Here is a 17292-nt window from a genome sequence, read left to right on the forward strand (position 1 = left end):
GCGCAGCGAAGAATCTCTGTGCCAGTTCAAAATTCGAGATCCTTCGCTTGGCTCAGGATGACAAGTGAGCGGATTGTTAGCGTGCGACCTCAGACGTGCAACGTGCGGCCAGAGCCTCACTCCCAATCCGCCTCGCAATCCCCAAGCCAGTTGCATTATAATGCGCGGCTTGCTTAGGCCCCCGGTGGCTGAGAACTTTTTGGAGCACCCATGGATATCAACAAAATCAAACACTATCTGCCCCACCGCTACCCGTTTTTGCTGGTGGATCGCGTTACCGAGATTGAGTCCGGTGACCACATTGTGGGTTATAAAAACATCACCGCCAATGAAGAAGTGTTTAACGGTCATTTCCCCCAGGCTCCCATTTTTCCCGGCGTTATGATTGTTGAAGCGCTGGCGCAGATTTCCGGTATTCTCGGCTTTGCCGATGAGAAAGACGATCACGATGAAAACACCCTCTACCTGTTTGCCGGTGTCGATGGTGTACGCTTCCGCCGCCAGGTGGTGCCCGGTGACAAACTGGTGCTGGAGTCCAAACTGCTGTCCCGCAAACGCCATATCCTCAAGTTCGAGGCCCGTGCCACTGTAGACGGTGAGCTGGCCTGTGAAGCCAAATTGATGTGCGCACTCAAGCAGGTATAAACCTGTGATTAGCCCCCACGCGATTGTCGACCCGTCGGCGCTGCTGGCCGACGATGTGGAGGTTGGCCCGTTCTCCATCATTGGCCCCAATGTGGAGATCGGCGAAGGTACGGTTATCGATTCCCATGTGGTGATCAAAGGCCCCACGGTGATCGGCAAGCACAACCGTATTTTCCAGTTTTCCTCCGTGGGTGAAGACACCCCCGACCTGAAATACAAAGGTGAACCCACGCGCCTGGTGATGGGCGATCACAACACCATCCGCGAAGGCGTCACCATTCACCGGGGCACTATTCAGGACCGCTCCGAAACCACCATCGGCAACCACAATTTGCTGATGGCCTACGCTCATGTGGGCCACGACAGTGTTATTGGCAACCACTGTATTTTAGTGAATAACGTCGCCCTGGCTGGCCATGTGTGGATTGGTGATTGGGCGATACTGGCGGGTTACGCGATGGTGGCCCAGTACTGCAAAGTGGGCGCCCACAGCTTTACCGGCGCCGCCGGTTTTATCAATCGCGATGTGCCCGCCTATGTGATGGCTGCGGGCAATCCGGTGGAACCAAAAACTGTCAACGTGGAAGGTTTGAAGCGCCGGGGCTTTTCAAAAGATCAGATTCGCGCTATCAGCAAAGCCTACAAAATCCTGTACCGTCGCGGCCTGTCGCTGGAGGATGCGTTGGTCGAACTGCAAACCATGGCAGATGCGGAATCTGCGGTTCAGCCGATGATTGACAGCATTAAAACGGCTAAAGGCGGGATAATTCGCTAGTCCACCCCCGTTATTGCGGGCGTAGCAATGGCAACTTTCTTCTTGTCATTCTGAGCGTAGCGAAGAATCTCCTGATTTGATAAAGCCATAGAGATCCTTCGCTGCGCTCAGGATGACGACAGGTGCATTTGATGACTTCCGACACTTCAATCTTCACCATCGGCATAGTCGCCGGCGAAGCCTCCGGTGACCAGCTCGGCGCAGGTCTGATCGCCGCCTTAAAAAAGCGCTTTCCCAATGTCCGCTTTGAAGGGGTGGGTGGCGAAAAGATGATTGCCGAGGGCTTTTACAGCCTATACCCCATGGAGCGTCTGTCTGTGATGGGCATTGTCGAGCCCCTCAAGCGCCTGCCCGAACTGCTGCGCATGCGCGGTGACCTGTACAAACACTTTCGCGATACCAAACCCGCACTCTTTATTGGTATCGACTCCCCGGATTTTGTGATTCATCTGGAAGGTAAATTGCGCCGCGCCGGAGTGACCACCGCGCACTACGTCAGCCCCTCGGTGTGGGCCTGGCGTCAGGGTCGGGTAAAAACCATCGCCAAAAGCGTTGATCGCATCCTCACTTTGTTTCCTTTCGAATCCCGTTTTTACCAACAACATGGGGTTGCGGAAACCTGTGTGGGGCACCCGCTGGCAGATTCTTTGCCTATGGAAACAGACATGGCCAGCGCCCGCGAACGGTTGGGAATGACCGGTGACAAGCCGATAGTTGCCATTTTACCCGGCAGCCGTGGCTCGGAAGTGGCGCAATTGGGGCCTTTGTTTTTGCAAGTCGCCCAACGCCTGGCACAAAACGTTGATGGTATTCGCTTTGTAATCCCCGCCGCCAACCCTCATCGTCGCCAGCAGATTGATACTCTGGTGGAACAGTTTCCCGAGCTGGATATCACTGTTGTCGATGGTAATGCTCTGGGGGTGATGGCTGCGGCAGATGTTCTGCTGGTAGCCTCCGGCACCGTCACCCTGGAAGCCATGCTGCTGAAAAAACCCATGGTAGTGAGTTACCGCATGGGCAAAGGCTCTTACGCGATTTTTTCACGCTTGGTCAAAGTGCCCCATGTGGCCCTGCCCAATTTGCTGGCAGACAAGCGCCTGGTGCCGGAGCTGATTCAGGACGATGCCACAGTGGACAATATCAGCCGTGAATTGCTGGACTACCTCAGTAACCCGGAACGCACCGAGGCGTTAAAACAGGAATTTACTCGCCTGCACCAACTGCTGCGCCGCAACGCCAGCGAAACCGCTGCCGATGCACTCTCTAGCTTGATTCAGGGGAGTAGGGTGGATTAGCGCCAGCGTATTCCGCCAAAAAGTTATGGCAAAGAAAAAAGTTTCTGCTCCCGAACCTTACCGCGTCGACTACAACGGCCAGCTACTCGCCGGCGTCGACGAAGTAGGCCGGGGCCCGCTGGCCGGTGATGTAGTCACCGCAGCCGTCATACTCGACCCGTTACAGTCCATCGAGGGCTTGGGAGATTCCAAAAAAATCTCTGAAAAACGCCGCGAACAACTCTACCAGGAAATTACCCACAAAGCCCTGGCCTGGTGTGTGGGGCGCGCCAGCGTAGCGGAAATTGACCGCTACAATATTCTGCAGGCCACCATGATGGCGATGTATCGCGCCGTTACCGGTTTGTCGGTGCAGCCGGAATATGTGGCGGTGGACGGCAACAAAATGCCCAAATGGTCTTACCGTGGTGAAACCGTGGTAAAAGGCGACGCCAAAGTAGCGGAAATCGGCGCCGCCTCCATTGTTGCCAAAGTCACCCGTGATCGGGAAATGGCGGCTTTTGATCACGACTACCCCGGCTACGGCTTTGCCGCCCACAAAGGCTACGCCACCCAACAGCACACCGATGCCATCAAACGGCTCGGCCCCTGCGCGATTCACCGCCGCTCCTTCGAACCGGTAAAGGGCATGTTGGAGGTGGAGCAGTTGCCTTTAGTATGAGTTGACAGGGCGCGCTGCGCGCTTACAGCACGGGCTACGCCCTCACAGATAACAGGTTGTGTTTTCCTGTAGCGCGAAGCGCGTCCTGTCACCTGTATCCTGTTGCCTTTCTTGCTAGAATCCTCGCTCTACTCGTCACACCAAAAATCAGAATAAATATCTAGATATGACCCAGCCTTTCGTCCACCTCCGCCTGCACACCGAATACTCTCTGATCGACGGTCTGGTTCGTATCAAACCCCTGGTGGCTAAGGTGGCGGAGTTGGGCATGCCGGCGCTGGCGATTACGGATTTCTGCAATTTTTATGGGCTGGTGAAGTTTTACAAAGCGGTTCAGGGCAGTGGTATCAAACCCATTGCCGGCTGCGATTTGCTGGTGGCCGGTGAAGACAGTGAGGATGAACCCAGCCTGTTGACACTGTTGGTGCAAAACGGCGCAGGTTACAAAAACCTCACCAAGTTGATTTCCCGCGCCTATCAACAGGGTCAGTCTCAAGGTCGCCCGGTGGTGCAACCCCAGTGGATCAGCGAGTGCGCCGAGGGTTTGATTGCCCTGTCTGGTGGGCGTATGGGCAATGTGGGGCGGGCGTTATTGTCGGGTAACCGCGATCAGGCGGCCGAGTTTCTGAGTCGCTGGCAAAAAGATTTTCCCGACCGTTTCTATCTGGAATTACAGCGCACTGGCCGTCCCCATGAAGAACGCTACCTGCATGCGGCAGTAGATTTGGCTGGCGAAGCCGGTTGTCCGGTGGTGGCCACCAACGAAGTGTGCTTTCTGACCGCCGACGAATTCGACGCCCACGAAGCCCGGGTGTGCATTCACGATGGCCGGGTGCTGGACGACCCCCGCCGCGCCCGCAATTACAGCGAGCAACAGTATTTGCGATCCCCGCAAGAAATGGCCGAGTTGTTTGCGGATATTCCCGAAGCCCTGCAAAACACCGTGGAAATTGCCAAGCGCTGCACTTTGGATATCGAGCTGGGCACCTATTATCTGCCGGACTATCCCATTCCCGAAGATTTTGAAAACGATCCGTTTTTCAAAAACCACACTGCCTATAAAGAACTGGAAGATTTCGCCAAAAAAGCCATGGCGGGCAAGTGGCAGGGCCGGGAGGACAGTGCGGAATACAACGATATGGTGCGCACCAATGTGTTCTTCCAGAAAATTTCCTACGAGGGACTGGAGTGGCGCTTAACGGATATTCTCGATAAAAACGACCCGGATTACGCCGCCAAAAAACAGCCCTACAACGAACGTCTGCGTTTCGAGCTGAATATTATTATGCAGATGGGCTTCCCCGGCTATTTTCTGATTGTGATGGACTTTATCCAGTGGGCCAAAGACAACGACATTCCCGTGGGGCCGGGGCGGGGCTCTGGTGCCGGTTCCCTGGTGGCCTACGCCCAGAAAATCACCGACCTGGACCCGCTGGAGTACGACCTTCTGTTTGAGCGCTTCCTCAATCCGGAGCGGGTATCCATGCCCGACTTCGATATCGACTTCTGCATGGACAACCGCGACAAGGTGATCAGCTACGTGGCGGACACCTATGGCCGGGATGCGGTGTCGCAAATCATCACCTTTGGCACTATGGCGGCCAAAGCGGTGGTGCGGGACGTGGCGCGGGTGCAGGGCAAGTCTTACGGGTTGGCAGACAAACTGTCGAAAATGATTCCCCCGGACGTGGGCATGACCCTGGCCAAAGCTCTGGCGGGGGAAGAGGTGCTGAGGGAGTTTCTGGAAGGTGATGAAGAAGCCCAGGAAATCTGGGATATGGCGGTGCAGCTGGAAGGGGTGGCGCGCAACGTGGGCAAACACGCCGGGGGCGTGGTGATTGCCCCCACCTGTATTACCGACTTTGCACCGCTGTTTTGCGACGAATCCGGCGAGGGGTTGGTCACCCAGTTCGACAAGAACGATGTGGAAGACGCGGGCCTGGTGAAATTCGACTTTCTGGGCCTGCGCACCCTCACCATTATCGACTGGGCGCTGGATATGGTGAACAAAACCCGCGCTCGCAACGGTGAAGACCCGCTGGATATCAACACCATTGAGCTGGACGATAGCGACACCTTCAAACTGCTGAAAAAAGCCCAGACCACAGCAGTGTTCCAGTTGGAATCCCGGGGCATGAAAGACCTGATCAAACGCCTGCAGCCGGACAACGTGGAAGACATGATCGCACTGGTGGCCCTGTTCCGCCCCGGCCCGCTGGACTCCGGCATGGTGGACGACTTCGTCAACCGCAAACACGGCCGCGCGGAAGTGGCTTACCCGGACGCCAAATATCAGCACGACAAACTCAAGCCCATCCTGGAGCCCACCTATGGGGTTATCGTCTACCAGGAGCAGGTGATGCAAATCGCACAGGAACTGGCGGGCTACAGCCTCGGCGGTGCCGATTTGTTACGCCGAGCCATGGGCAAGAAAAAGCCGGAGGAAATGGCCAAACAGCGCAGTACCTTTGAGGATGGTGCTAAAGGGCAGGGGGTAGACCCGGAGCTGGCCATGAAAATCTTCGACCTGGTGGAGAAGTTTGCCGGTTACGGATTTAACAAGTCTCACTCGGCCGCTTATGCATTGGTGTCCTACCAAACAGCCTGGCTCAAAGCCCACTACCCATCGCAATTTATGGCCGCCACCATGTCGTCGGACATGGACAAAACCGACAAGGTGGTGACCTTTATTGAAGAATGCCGGGAAATGAACCGCATGCCCCTGCCGCCGGATGTAAACACCGGTGAGTTCTATTTTACCGTGGACGAGCAGGACAACATTATCTACGGACTGGGAGCGATCAAGGGTCTCGGCGAAGGCCCCATCGATAATATCCTGGAGGCCCGCAAAGAGGGGCCATTTAAAGATCTGTTCGACTTCTGTAACCGGGTGGACTCCCGCAAAGTCAACAAGCGCGCTCTGGAAGCTCTGATTCGCAGCGGTGCACTGGATCGCATTGGCCCCCAGCAGGAAGACGACTTAAGCCGCAGCCGCGCCATTATGCTGGCAGCCATGGAGGAAGCGGTGAAACTGGCGGATCAGAACGCCCGCAACCGGGACAGCGGCATGGGCGACCTGTTTGGCAGCACGCCCCAGGAAAGCGCTCCGGAAATCAGCTACACCAGTTTTAACCGGGTGCCTGGCCTGAGCATCAAAGAGCGCCTCAACGGTGAGAAAGACACCCTGGGCCTGTATCTGACCGGTCACCCGGTGGATGAATACGACCGCGAGCTGAAGCAGTTTGTCTCAGCCCGCATCAACGACTTGCAACCCAAGCCCAGAGAAGTGCAAGTGGTGGCCGGCTTGGTGGTGGATATGCGGGTGCGCAAAAACAAGAAGGGCGAGCCCTGGGCCAGTGTCAGCCTGGATGACCGCAGTGGTCGTATGGAGGCGCTGGTGTTTGCCGACCGCTTTCGCGACTACCGGGAAAAAATCGCCAAAGACGAGATTCTGGTGCTGGAAGGGGAAGTGCAGACGGATGACTTTTCCGGCGGTCTGGCGATTCGCGCCGAAACCGTACGAACCCTGTCCGATGCCAGAGACCTTGCGGTAAAACAACTGTCTTTGAGGTACAGCCCACAAAATCGCCAGGCAGACAGTGCGTCGCAATTGGCCGCAGTGCTGGCGGATTATCGCGGTGGTCCGGCGGCCATTACCGTGAATTGCCGCAACACCAACGCCAGTGGCGACGTGGCCTTGGGGGATAACTGGAAAGTATCAATACGGGACGACCTGCTGCATAAACTGCGGGAACAGCTGGGTGTGGACAACGTATCGCTGGCTTATGAAGGATCCAAGCTGAAAACCGCAGAGATTAAAGGGGCGAATCGCTACCGGCGGCGGGAATGAGGTTAATTCTGTCATCCTGAGCGCAGCGAAGGATCTCACAGGTTGCTGCTAGCACGAGATCCTCCGCTGCGCTCAGGATGACAACAAGGCAAAGGCTTATGACACCGCCCCCCCCCCCTCCCAAAACCAATGGGCATAGCCCAACCAACAAAGCTAGTGGCCATTTCAGGCAACAAATAGTACCCTACGCGCATCTGCCCCTACGCCCATATAAGTGCTTATAAAAGCGCCTATAATTGGCTTAAAAACAACGGGAAAAAACGCCGAATGAATCTCAATTACCTCGATTTTGAACAGCCCATTGCGGACCTGGAAGCCAAAATTGAAGAACTGCAGCTGGTTGGCAACGACAACGACCTCAACATCACCGAGGAAATTGCCAAGCTGCGGGACAAATCCCACAAGCTCACCGAAAGCATCTATTCCAGCCTGACTCCCTGGCAGGTAGTGCAGGTGGCACGCCATCCCCAGCGCCCCTACACCGTGGACTACATCAAACGGGTATTTACGGATTTTGATGAGCTGCACGGTGACCGCCACTTCGGTGACGACCACGCCATCGTCGGCGGCACTGCCCGCCTTAACGGTATGTCAGTGATGGTCATCGGCGAGGAAAAAGGCCGCGGCGTCAACGACAAAATTCATCGCAATTTCGGTATGCCCAAGCCGGAAGGTTATCGCAAGGCCCTGCGCCTGATGGAAATGGCGGAACGCTTCAAAATGCCGGTTATCACCCTGATCGACACACCGGGAGCCTATCCGGGTATCGACTCCGAGGAGCGCGGTATTTCTGAAGCCATTGCGCAAAATCTGGCCGTGATGTCACGGCTGCAAACCCCCATGATCTGCACCGTAATCGGCGAAGGCAGCTCCGGCGGCGCGTTGGCCATCGGTGTGGGCGACCACCTCAACATGTTGCAGTATTCCACCTACTTCGTGATATCACCGGAAGGCTGCGCCAACATCATTTGGAAAACCGCTGAAAAAGCGCCCGATGCGGCTCAGGCCATGGGGGTGACTTCAGATACCCTTGAATCCCTGGGTATTGTGGATGAAACCATCCCCGAACCCCTCGGTGGAGCCCACCGGGATATTGAAGCCATGTCCCAGACCCTGCGGGAACGCCTCAGCGCGCAACTGGAACACCTTAAAGACATTCCCATGGAAAGGTTGCTGGAAAAACGCTTCGAGCGTTTGATGGCGTACGGTAACCCAGAAGCCTGATTGCCGACCGTAGACCGTAGGGTGGATTAGCGCAGCGTAATTCACCATCTGAGCAAACGGTGGATTACGCTGCGCTAGGGGGTGTTAACAATTAATGAGTCACTACTGTTGTCCCTGAAAAGGCGTCAGTCAAGGCATGAGGAGTGCGGTTTGGTCGCTCCCCTCTCTATAGTGGGAAGTAGCGACGAATAACGCAGGATGACGCCTTTTCAGGGACAACCCGAAGGGCTGGGCTCACTTACTTTTGTAATGAAAGTCGCCCCAGCTGCGTTATCGGTCGCTTATGTAGAGTGACTACACAGCACTCCCTCTGCCTTGCTGGAGCAAAAAATGAACTCCAGCAGTAGCGGCTCATTAATTGTTAACACCCCCTAACCCACCCTACTTAATATGTTCACCACTGACCTCCTCGCCACCGATCTGCCCGCCCTGCAAGCGGCGGGGCGAGTTTTTGTCGGATACAGCGGAGGCCTGGACTCACACGTACTGCTACACGCATTGGCCTCCACCCTGGGGCCAGACAATGTCACCGCCCTGCATATCAACCATCAAATCTCCCCTAACGCCAATAACTGGCAAGCCCATTGCGCCGAACAGTGCCGTCAGCTGAATGTGCCACTGCAGGCATTTCGAGTGGCGCTGGAAGCTGGTGAAAGCCTCGAACTGGCCGCACGTAATGCCCGCTACGAAATTTTTGAAGCAGCTCTGGAAAGCGGTGATTTGCTGTTGCTGGCCCATCACGCCGACGACCAGGCTGAAACTGTACTCTACCGCCTGATGCGCTGCTCCGGCCCCCGTGGTTTGAGTGGAATACCACGCTCCCGCCCACTGGGTAAAGGGCAGTTACTACGGCCATTGTTGGGTATCGCGCGCAAAGATATTCACCAATATGCGCAGCATCACAACTTGCAATGGGTGGAGGACGAGTCGAATCAGCAGCTGACTTACGACCGCAATTACCTGCGTCACAATGTAGTTCCAAATATAGAACAGCGCTGGCCAGACCTTGCGAAGCGTCTTTCCCAAGTGGCGAGCCTGTGCGCCGACAGCGACGAACTCAATCGCCAGCTGGCGACAGCGGATTTACAGGCTGCCAATGAAAGGCAGGAGCGCCTCGGTGTCAGTATTGACCAGCGATCACTCACCCAATTGAGCCATCTGCGCCGCCATAACCTGATTCGCTTTTGGTTGCAAAAGCACGCTTATTCCATGCCTCCCAGAAATCGGTTGGAACGCATCCACCGTGAATTTCTGGACGCCAAAACCGATGCCAACCCAATCATCGACTTTTGCGACTGCCAGTTGCGCCGTTACAACAATCGCATCTACCTGCTGCCGTCTATGCCGCCACCACCGGATGCGCAAACAGAGGTTATCTGGGATGGTAAACAGCCTCTGCACATAGAGGGTTGCGGCCAACTAACCGCTGCTGAACCATTTGCCCAACCGGTAACCGTGCGCTTTCGAAAAGGCGGCGAACGCTGCCAGCCACACAGCCGCAATAGCTCGCAAACCCTGAAAAAGCTGTTGCAGGAATATCAGTTGGAGCCCTGGTTGAGGGAGCGGGTGCCACTGTTGTATGAATCGAAAAGTGATTTTCTGTTGGCCGCCGCGGATGTTTTTACAGCCGAATATTTACCTCGAATTTGGTGGTCAGTCATTTGAATCGGGTGGTTTCCATGAATCCATTCTGTTATCCTGCTCTCCCATCTTGATCGAGATGGGTTCAGGCGACTTGGCACCGTAAGGGGCCGTTCTGCAAGCCTCTCCTTCGCTGATTTAAGGGCACTTCTAAAAATTGATTGTGGCCTCTGCGCGATCTGACAAGCGTTATCGCAAGGCGGCTCGCGCAGGGCAAGGCTGGTTGTCCTTGGCAAGTGAGCCAACACCGCGATAACGCTTGTCAGGCCGCGCCCTTCGGGGCATTCAGGCTGATCCGCCCTCGGTGTTGCGCCTTCTTGACAGGCAATCAGCATGCCTGCGAAGCCGCGTCTTGATGGCGAATCAGCCTGAAAGCCAGAGGCCGCAAGCAATTATTAGAAGTGCCCACTATTCAAAACAATAACTTATTGCGTTAGTGCTGACTATTGATGGTGCTGCCGTTTTGCTGTTTGTGGCGTTTGGCAGTCCTGGATGGAATTTTATGACACGTTTTATTTTTGTAACTGGCGGTGTGGTTTCTTCCCTGGGTAAAGGCATTGCCTCCGCTTCTCTGGGAGCGGTGTTGGAGTCTCGGGGGCTCAACGTTACCATTCTCAAACTCGACCCGTACCTGAATGTGGACCCGGGCACCATGAGCCCGTTTCAGCACGGTGAGGTGTTTGTGACCGAAGACGGTGCTGAAACCGATCTGGACCTGGGCCACTACGAGCGCTTTCTGCGCTCGAAAATGAGCAAGCGTAATAACTTCACTAGTGGCCGGGTGTACGAAACCATTTTGCGGCGCGAACGCCGGGGCGATTACCTGGGCGGCACGGTGCAGGTGATTCCCCATGTCACCGATGAAATCAAACGCCGGGTGATCGTCGGTGGCGAGGGCTATGATGTGGCCATCGTCGAAATCGGCGGCACCGTGGGGGATATCGAATCGCAACCCTTCCTGGAAGCCATTCGCCAATTGCGGGTAGAGCTGGGCATGGAGCGCGCCATGCTGATGCACCTGACTCTGGTGCCTTACATCGCCACCGCTGGCGAAGTAAAAACCAAGCCCACCCAGCACTCGGTAAAAGAACTGCGCTCCATCGGCTTGCAGCCGGATGTGTTGTTGTGCCGCTCGGAAGTGGAAGTGAGCGAGTCGGAGCTGAAAAAAATCGCCCTGTTTACCAATGTGGAACAGCGCGCCGTGGTGCCGCTGCTGGATGCCAAAACCATCTATCACGTTCCCAGTTACCTGCATCGCTGGGGGCTGGATCAGTTTGTGGTGGATCGCCTGCGGCTGGAGTGTGGCGAGGCAGACCTGAGTGACTGGGAGTGGGTGGCGGACAACTTCCTCAACCCGGAAAAGGAAGTCATCGTGGCCATGGTGGGCAAATACATGGAGTTGCTGGATGCATACAAGTCCCTTAACGAAGCCCTCAGCCACGCCGGTATTCATCACAAAACCAAGGTGAAAATCAATTACATCAACGCCGAGGATGTAGAACAGAAGGGCACCGTTATTCTGCAAGACGCCGACGCCATTTTGGTGCCTGGTGGCTTTGGTCAGCGCGGGCTGGAAGGCAAAATTGCTGCCGTGCGCTACGCCCGTGAAAACAAGGTGCCGTACCTGGGTATTTGCCTGGGAATGCAGGTGGCGGTGATCGAATACGCCCGCAACGTCTGCGACCTGGGCAATGCCACCAGCACCGAATTTGACCCGGAAACCGACCACCCCATCGTCGGCCTGATTACCGAGTGGGTGGATGAAACCGGCCAGGTGGAAGTGCGCGATACGGATTCTGACCTGGGCGGCACCATGCGCCTGGGCACTCAGCAGTCGCTATTTGTGGAAGGTTCCAAAGCGGCACAGATATACGGCAGTGACGTGGCCAATGAGCGTCACCGTCACCGTTATGAAGTCAATAACAACTACGTGGCACAACTGGAAGGTGCTGGCTTGAAAATCGGCGGTTGGTCGGAAGTGAACCATCTGGTGGAAACTGTGGAAATTGCCGATCACCCCTGGTTCTTTGCCTGCCAGTTCCACCCGGAGTTTACCTCCACACCGCGAGACGGCCACCCCATGTTTTCCAGCTATATTCGCGCTGCCCTGGCACATCGAGGTGAAGCATGAATCAGGTCATCGAGGTTGCCGGAATCCCGGTTGCCAACCACAAGCCTTTTGCGTTGTTTGGTGGTATGAATGTACTGGAATCCCGCGACCTGGCGCTGCAAATCGCCGAACACTATGTGAAGGTGACCGGCGAACTGGGCATTCCCTACGTATTCAAGGCCTCCTTCGACAAGGCCAACCGCTCCTCGGTACATTCCTTCCGCGGCCCTGGTATGGATGAAGGCCTGAAGATTTTTGAAGAGATTAAAAACACCTTCAATGTGCCGGTGATTACCGATGTGCACGAAATTGAACAATGCCAGCCGGTAGCGGATGTGGTGGATGTGATTCAGCTGCCAGCATTCCTGGCGCGGCAGACCGACCTGGTGGAAGCCATGGCCAAAACCGGCGCGGTGATCAACGTCAAAAAGCCCCAGTTTATGAGCCCGCCCCAGGTCAACAATCTGGTGGACAAATTCAAAGAGTGTGGCAACGACAAGATCATGCTGTGCGAGCGCGGAGCCTGCTTTGGTTACGACAACCTGGTGGTGGATATGCTGGGCTTTCGCACCATGAAAGAAGTGAGCAACGGTGCGCCGCTGATTTTCGATGTTACCCACGCCCTGCAATGCCGCGACCCCATGGGCGCCGCCTCCGGTGGCCGCCGCCATCAGGTAGCGGAGCTGGCCCGCGCGGGTATGGCGGTGGGAGTGGCCGGGTTGTTTTTGGAGGCTCATCCCGACCCGGACAAAGCCCTGTGCGACGGCCCCAGCGCCTTGCCGCTGGACAAACTCAAACCGTTTTTGCAACAGGTAAAAGCGGTGGATGAGTTGGTGAAGAATTTGCCGGAGCTGGATATTCAGTAATCCCTGACAACCCGTCATCCTGAGCGCAGCGAAGGATCTCTCAGATTGGCTAAACCACGAGATCCTTCGCTGCGCTCAGGATGACAGAGAATTATTTACATACAGAGAGACCACCATGACAAATATCGCAGATATTCGCGCCTACGAAGTCCTCGACTCCCGCGGCAACCCCACCGTCGAGGCAGACGTTATTCTGGAAAACGGCATTGTCGGTTCCGCCTGTGCCCCCTCCGGTGCGTCCACCGGCTCCCGGGAAGCCCTGGAACTGCGCGATGGCGACACAAACCGCTATCTGGGTAAAGGCGTGCAAAAGGCCGTGGCCAACATTAACGGTACCATCCGCGAGCTGCTGGTGGGCAAAGACGTGACTGCCCAGCGCGAGTTGGACGCCGCCATGATCGCCGCTGATGGCACCGACAACAAAGCCAATTTGGGTGCCAATGCGGTGCTGGCAGTGTCCCTGGCAGCGGCCAAAGCCGCCGCACAAGCCAAGGGCATGCCTCTGTACGCCCACATCGCCGAAATCAATGGCAGCGCTGGCCAGTACAGTATGCCGGTGCCCATGATGAATATTCTCAACGGCGGCGAGCACGCCGACAACAACGTGGACATTCAGGAGTTTATGGTGCAGCCCGTGAGCGCGCCGACCTTTGCTGAAGGCCTGCGCATGGGGGCGGAAATCTTCCACTCCCTGAAAAAAGTGCTGGGTGCTCGCAACCTAAATACCGCCGTGGGCGATGAAGGTGGCTTTGCCCCTAACCTGGCCTCCAACGAAGAAGCCCTGGCGGTGATCGCCGAGGCGGTGGCCAACGCCGGTTACGAGCTGGACAAAGACGTCACTCTGGCTCTGGACTGCGCGTCTTCCGAGTTCTATAAAGACGGCCAGTACAATCTGTCCGGTGAGGGCAAACAGTTTGACTCCAATGGCTTTGCCGACTACCTGGCGGAACTGGTGGCCAAATACCCGATTATTTCCATCGAAGACGGCCTGGATGAGAGTGACTGGGACGGCTGGAAAGTGCTCACCGACAAAATCGGCGACAAGTGTCAGCTGGTGGGTGACGACCTGTTTGTCACCAATACCAAAATTCTCAAAGAGGGCATCGACAAGGGGGTGGGTAACTCCATCCTGATCAAGTTCAATCAGATTGGCTCGCTCAGCGAGACTCTCGATGCTATCCAGATGGCCAAAGATGCCGGCTACACCGCGGTGATCTCTCACCGTTCCGGTGAAACTGAAGACACCACCATCGCAGACCTGGCCGTAGCCACCGCTGCAGGTCAGATCAAAACCGGCTCCCTGTGCCGCTCCGACCGGGTTGCCAAATACAACCGCCTGCTGCGTATTGAAGCCGAGCTGGGTGGTGATAAAGCGCCGTATCGAGGCCGGTCAGAGTTTAAAAACTGACAGCGCTGACCACCTCAACACTGTCATCCTGAGCGCAGCGAGGGATATCTTTGATTGACCGCGGTATGAGATTCTTCGCTGCGCTCAGAATGACAATACGCAAAACGGCGGGGCTATCTGTATGTTGGCTTCGCCGTTTTGCATTACACTGCCCCCATGCGTTGGCTTATCGCAATTCTTGTCGTTTTCCTTGTCGCCCTGCAGTATCGCCTGTGGTTTGGCGAGGGCAGTGTTGCCCAAAAGGTGGAGTTGGAAAAAGCGGTGAAAGAACAACAGGCCATCAATCAAGAGGCAGCGGCTCGCAACCAGGCCATTGGCGAAGAAGTGAAAGCCCTGAAAAACGGAATGGATGCCATTGAGGAGCGGGCCCGCAGTGATCTGGGCATGATCAAGGACGGCGAGACCTTTTATATTGTTGTCGAAAAAGACAAAAAGAAAAAAGACAATGAATAACCCCACAGACAAACTATGGGCGGTGGTTCCCGCTGCCGGTGCCGGTCGCCGTTTTGGTGGTGACTGCCCCAAGCAATACCAGTCATTGTTGGGCAAAGCGGTTGCCCGATGGACCCTTGAGCGCCTGCTGGCGGTTGAGCAGATAACATCCTGTGTGGTGGCCATCAGCCCGGACGATCAATACTGGCCGCAGTTGGGGTTGCAGCAGCCCCGCATTACCGTCACTGATGGTGGTGCCGAGCGCGCCGACAGCGTGCGACTGGCACTGCAATGCCTTGACGGGCAGGCCGCAGATGGCGACTGGGTATTGGTGCACGATATTGCCCGCCCTTGTGTGCGGGTGGCCGACATTCACAATCTGTTGCAACAACTGGCGAATCACCCGGTGGGAGGTATCCTGGCGGCCCCCATTGCCGACACCGTAAAACGAGTTGCCGCCAATGGCTCTGTAGTTGCCACTGAAGATCGCAACCAGTTGTGGCGCGCACTGACACCGCAGATGTTTCGCTACGGCGCCCTTTGCAAAGCACTGGATAACGCCAAACAAACCGGCTTTCAGCCCACTGACGAGGCCTCTGCCATTGAACACGCCGGGGTAGGGCATCAAGTGGTGGCGGGCCAGAGAGACAATATCAAAATCACCCAGCCGGAAGACCTGGCCGTTGCCGCCGCCATTTTGACGGCACAGATGGAGGAATAACCCGTGATGCGAATTGGCCAGGGTTACGATGTACACGCCTTTGGTGACGGCGACCACCTGATGCTGGGGGGCGTTGCCATCCCTTACCGGCACGGCTTTGTTGCCCATTCCGACGGCGATGTATTGATTCACGCCCTCTGTGATGCATTGTTGGGGGCGGCGGCGCTGGGGGATATAGGCCGCCACTTTCCGGATACCGACCCGCAATACAAGGGCGCCGACAGCCGCCAGTTGCTGCGTCATGTGGTGGCGTTGCTGGCGGACAATGGCTGGCAGCTGGGCAATGCGGATATCACCATCGTCGCCCAGGCACCGAAAATGGCCCCCCATATTGACGGGATGACAAACAACCTGGCTGCCGACCTCAATGCCCGGCCAGGGCAGGTCAACGTAAAAGCCACCACCACCGAAAAACTCGGTTTTGAAGGCCGCAGTGAAGGCATTGCCTGTCATGCGGTGGTGCTGATTACCGCGAACCCGTCATCCTGAGCGTAGTGAAGGATCTCTTTGTAAGACGGCTACGAGATCCTTCGCTACGCTCAGGATGACAATAATAGTTGTAGGGTGGATTAGCGAAGCGTAATCCACCGCGTACTCGAACATGGCGGATTACGCTGCGCTAATCCGCCCTACGAAAAAACAAACATCGATGGATTTAAATTTCCCTTATGCCCACGGCGGCCCGCTGGGTGAGGCCAGCTTCCGCACCGAACCAGAAGACTTTGTGGTTGATGAGGCACTGGGTTTTGAACCCTGCGGCGATGGCGAGCACCTGTTATTGCATATTCGCAAATGCAACCAGAACACCCGCTGGCTGGCGCAACAGTTGGCGGATATCGCCGGGCTGCGGCCCGTGGATGTGGGCTATTGCGGCCTTAAAGACCGTCGTGCGGTCACCAGTCAGTGGTTCAGCCTCCATGTGCCAAAACAGCCAGTGGAGCTGGACCGGATCAATGCCATGGAAGGGGTCAATTTGCTGGCCAGCGCTCGTCACAATCGCAAATTGCGCCGCGGTGACCACGGGGGAAACCAGTTTGTCATTCGCCTGCGTTGCCTATCCGGTGATCAGCAAAAACTGCAACAACGCCTTGAACAAATCGCGGCCCAGGGGGTGCCCAACTATTTTGGTGAGCAGCGCTTTGGTCATCAGGGCAACAACCTGCGGGAATTTGAACAACGCTTTGTAGGGCAGTCTGGCGATGTTCGCGCCAACCATCGCAAGCGCGGCCGCCGCCCCGGTGGTGACGGCGGCATTGTGCTCTCGGCGGGGCGTTCCTACCTGTTTAATCGCGTGCTGGCGCAGCGGGTGGAGCAGGGCAACTGGTCTACCAGCTTGCCGGGAGAAGATATTCCCACAGGCGCCATGTGGGGCCGCGGGCGCAGTACCGCACCAGAAGCGGTAAGAGAGCTGGAACAAAAAGTGGCACAAGCGCTGCCCGGGTGGTGCGATGCGCTGGAGCACAGTGGGCTGACTCAGGAGCGCAGGCCTTTGCAGTTGCTCGCAGAGAATCTGCAATGGCAGTTTGATGGCGGGGATTTAACTCTCTCTTTTATGCTGTCACCGGGAATGTATGCAACGGCTTTATTAAGGGAGTTGTTGGTACTGAATGCGCCCGAGCCGTGATATAGTCGCGCAATCTTTTAAGAGCTGAAAAACAGGAGTC

General features: G+C 56.2%; 14 protein-coding genes. All 14 read left to right on the top strand.

The features are described 5' to 3' along the window. The first annotated feature begins 210 nt into the window (after positions 1-210). The gene (fabZ, locus tag ACVBEJ_RS09905; RefSeq protein ID WP_447129471.1) at positions 211-645 is read left to right on the top strand and encodes a 3-hydroxyacyl-ACP dehydratase FabZ; all 435 of its coding nucleotides are present in this window, start codon (positions 211-213) and stop codon (positions 643-645) included. A gap of 4 nt (positions 646-649) precedes the next feature. Beyond that, the gene (gene lpxA, locus ACVBEJ_RS09910; protein WP_447129472.1) at positions 650-1420 is read left to right on the top strand and encodes an acyl-ACP--UDP-N-acetylglucosamine O-acyltransferase; all 771 of its coding nucleotides are present in this window, start codon (positions 650-652) and stop codon (positions 1418-1420) included. Positions 1421-1551: 131 nt separating this feature from the next. Beyond that, on the top strand, positions 1552-2715 hold the full coding sequence (lpxB, locus tag ACVBEJ_RS09915) for a lipid-A-disaccharide synthase (RefSeq protein ID WP_447129473.1): 1164 nt from the start codon (positions 1552-1554) through the stop codon (positions 2713-2715). A 25-nt stretch (positions 2716-2740) separates the two neighbouring features. Next, complete coding sequence (gene rnhB / locus ACVBEJ_RS09920; protein WP_447129474.1) at positions 2741-3376, top strand: ribonuclease HII; 636 nt, start codon at positions 2741-2743, stop codon at positions 3374-3376. 166 nt (positions 3377-3542) lie between these two features. Next, positions 3543-7226, top strand: coding sequence for a DNA polymerase III subunit alpha (dnaE, locus tag ACVBEJ_RS09925; RefSeq protein ID WP_447129475.1), 3684 nt, complete (start codon positions 3543-3545; stop codon positions 7224-7226). 267 nt (positions 7227-7493) lie between these two features. Further along, positions 7494-8450: an acetyl-CoA carboxylase carboxyltransferase subunit alpha gene (locus ACVBEJ_RS09930; protein ID WP_447129476.1), complete on the top strand. Its 957-nt coding sequence runs from the start codon at positions 7494-7496 to the stop codon at positions 8448-8450. 390 nt (positions 8451-8840) lie between these two features. Next, positions 8841-10115, top strand: coding sequence for a tRNA lysidine(34) synthetase TilS (tilS, locus tag ACVBEJ_RS09935; RefSeq protein WP_447129477.1), 1275 nt, complete (start codon positions 8841-8843; stop codon positions 10113-10115). A gap of 478 nt (positions 10116-10593) precedes the next feature. Continuing rightward, positions 10594-12222, top strand: coding sequence for a CTP synthase (locus ACVBEJ_RS09940; RefSeq protein WP_447129478.1), 1629 nt, complete (start codon positions 10594-10596; stop codon positions 12220-12222). Further along, entirely contained in the window at positions 12219-13067 is an 849-nt protein-coding gene (gene kdsA, locus ACVBEJ_RS09945; RefSeq protein WP_447129479.1) for a 3-deoxy-8-phosphooctulonate synthase, read from the top strand. Before ACVBEJ_RS09940 ends, kdsA begins: the two co-directional genes overlap by 4 nt. Positions 13068-13182: 115 nt before the next feature. Continuing rightward, entirely contained in the window at positions 13183-14475 is a 1293-nt protein-coding gene (gene eno / locus ACVBEJ_RS09950; RefSeq protein WP_447129480.1) for a phosphopyruvate hydratase, read from the top strand. 156 nt (positions 14476-14631) lie between these two features. Then, the gene (gene ftsB, locus ACVBEJ_RS09955; RefSeq protein ID WP_447129481.1) at positions 14632-14928 is read left to right on the top strand and encodes a cell division protein FtsB; all 297 of its coding nucleotides are present in this window, start codon (positions 14632-14634) and stop codon (positions 14926-14928) included. Further along, positions 14921-15628 carry a 2-C-methyl-D-erythritol 4-phosphate cytidylyltransferase gene (ispD, locus tag ACVBEJ_RS09960; RefSeq protein ID WP_447129482.1) on the top strand — a complete coding sequence of 236 codons (708 nt, stop codon included), beginning with the start codon at positions 14921-14923 and terminating at the stop codon, positions 15626-15628. Before ftsB ends, ispD begins: the two co-directional genes overlap by 8 nt. A gap of 6 nt (positions 15629-15634) precedes the next feature. After that, positions 15635-16117, top strand: coding sequence for a 2-C-methyl-D-erythritol 2,4-cyclodiphosphate synthase (ispF, locus tag ACVBEJ_RS09965; RefSeq protein WP_447129502.1), 483 nt, complete (start codon positions 15635-15637; stop codon positions 16115-16117). 160 nt (positions 16118-16277) lie between these two features. Continuing rightward, the gene (gene truD, locus ACVBEJ_RS09970; RefSeq protein WP_447129483.1) at positions 16278-17252 is read left to right on the top strand and encodes a tRNA pseudouridine(13) synthase TruD; all 975 of its coding nucleotides are present in this window, start codon (positions 16278-16280) and stop codon (positions 17250-17252) included. The last annotated feature ends 40 nt before the right edge of the window (positions 17253-17292 follow it).

The organism is Porticoccus sp. GXU_MW_L64 (assembly GCF_052983295.1).

Excerpts from the sequence above, each read along its gene's own strand:
- fabZ (WP_447129471.1), top strand. The coding sequence starts at position 211 with ATGGATATCAACAAAATCAAACACTATCTGCCCCACCGCTACCCGTTT.
- lpxB (WP_447129473.1), top strand. The coding sequence starts at position 1,552 with ATGACTTCCGACACTTCAATCTTCACCATCGGCATAGTCGCCGGCGAA.
- rnhB (WP_447129474.1), top strand. The coding sequence starts at position 2,741 with ATGGCAAAGAAAAAAGTTTCTGCTCCCGAACCTTACCGCGTCGACTAC.
- dnaE (WP_447129475.1), top strand. The coding sequence starts at position 3,543 with ATGACCCAGCCTTTCGTCCACCTCCGCCTGCACACCGAATACTCTCTG.
- ACVBEJ_RS09930 (WP_447129476.1), top strand. The coding sequence starts at position 7,494 with ATGAATCTCAATTACCTCGATTTTGAACAGCCCATTGCGGACCTGGAA.
- tilS (WP_447129477.1), top strand. The coding sequence starts at position 8,841 with ATGTTCACCACTGACCTCCTCGCCACCGATCTGCCCGCCCTGCAAGCG.
- ACVBEJ_RS09940 (WP_447129478.1), top strand. The coding sequence starts at position 10,594 with ATGACACGTTTTATTTTTGTAACTGGCGGTGTGGTTTCTTCCCTGGGT.
- kdsA (WP_447129479.1), top strand. The coding sequence starts at position 12,219 with ATGAATCAGGTCATCGAGGTTGCCGGAATCCCGGTTGCCAACCACAAG.
- eno (WP_447129480.1), top strand. The coding sequence starts at position 13,183 with ATGACAAATATCGCAGATATTCGCGCCTACGAAGTCCTCGACTCCCGC.
- ftsB (WP_447129481.1), top strand. The coding sequence starts at position 14,632 with ATGCGTTGGCTTATCGCAATTCTTGTCGTTTTCCTTGTCGCCCTGCAG.
- ispD (WP_447129482.1), top strand. The coding sequence starts at position 14,921 with ATGAATAACCCCACAGACAAACTATGGGCGGTGGTTCCCGCTGCCGGT.
- ispF (WP_447129502.1), top strand. The coding sequence starts at position 15,635 with ATGCGAATTGGCCAGGGTTACGATGTACACGCCTTTGGTGACGGCGAC.
- truD (WP_447129483.1), top strand. The coding sequence starts at position 16,278 with ATGGATTTAAATTTCCCTTATGCCCACGGCGGCCCGCTGGGTGAGGCC.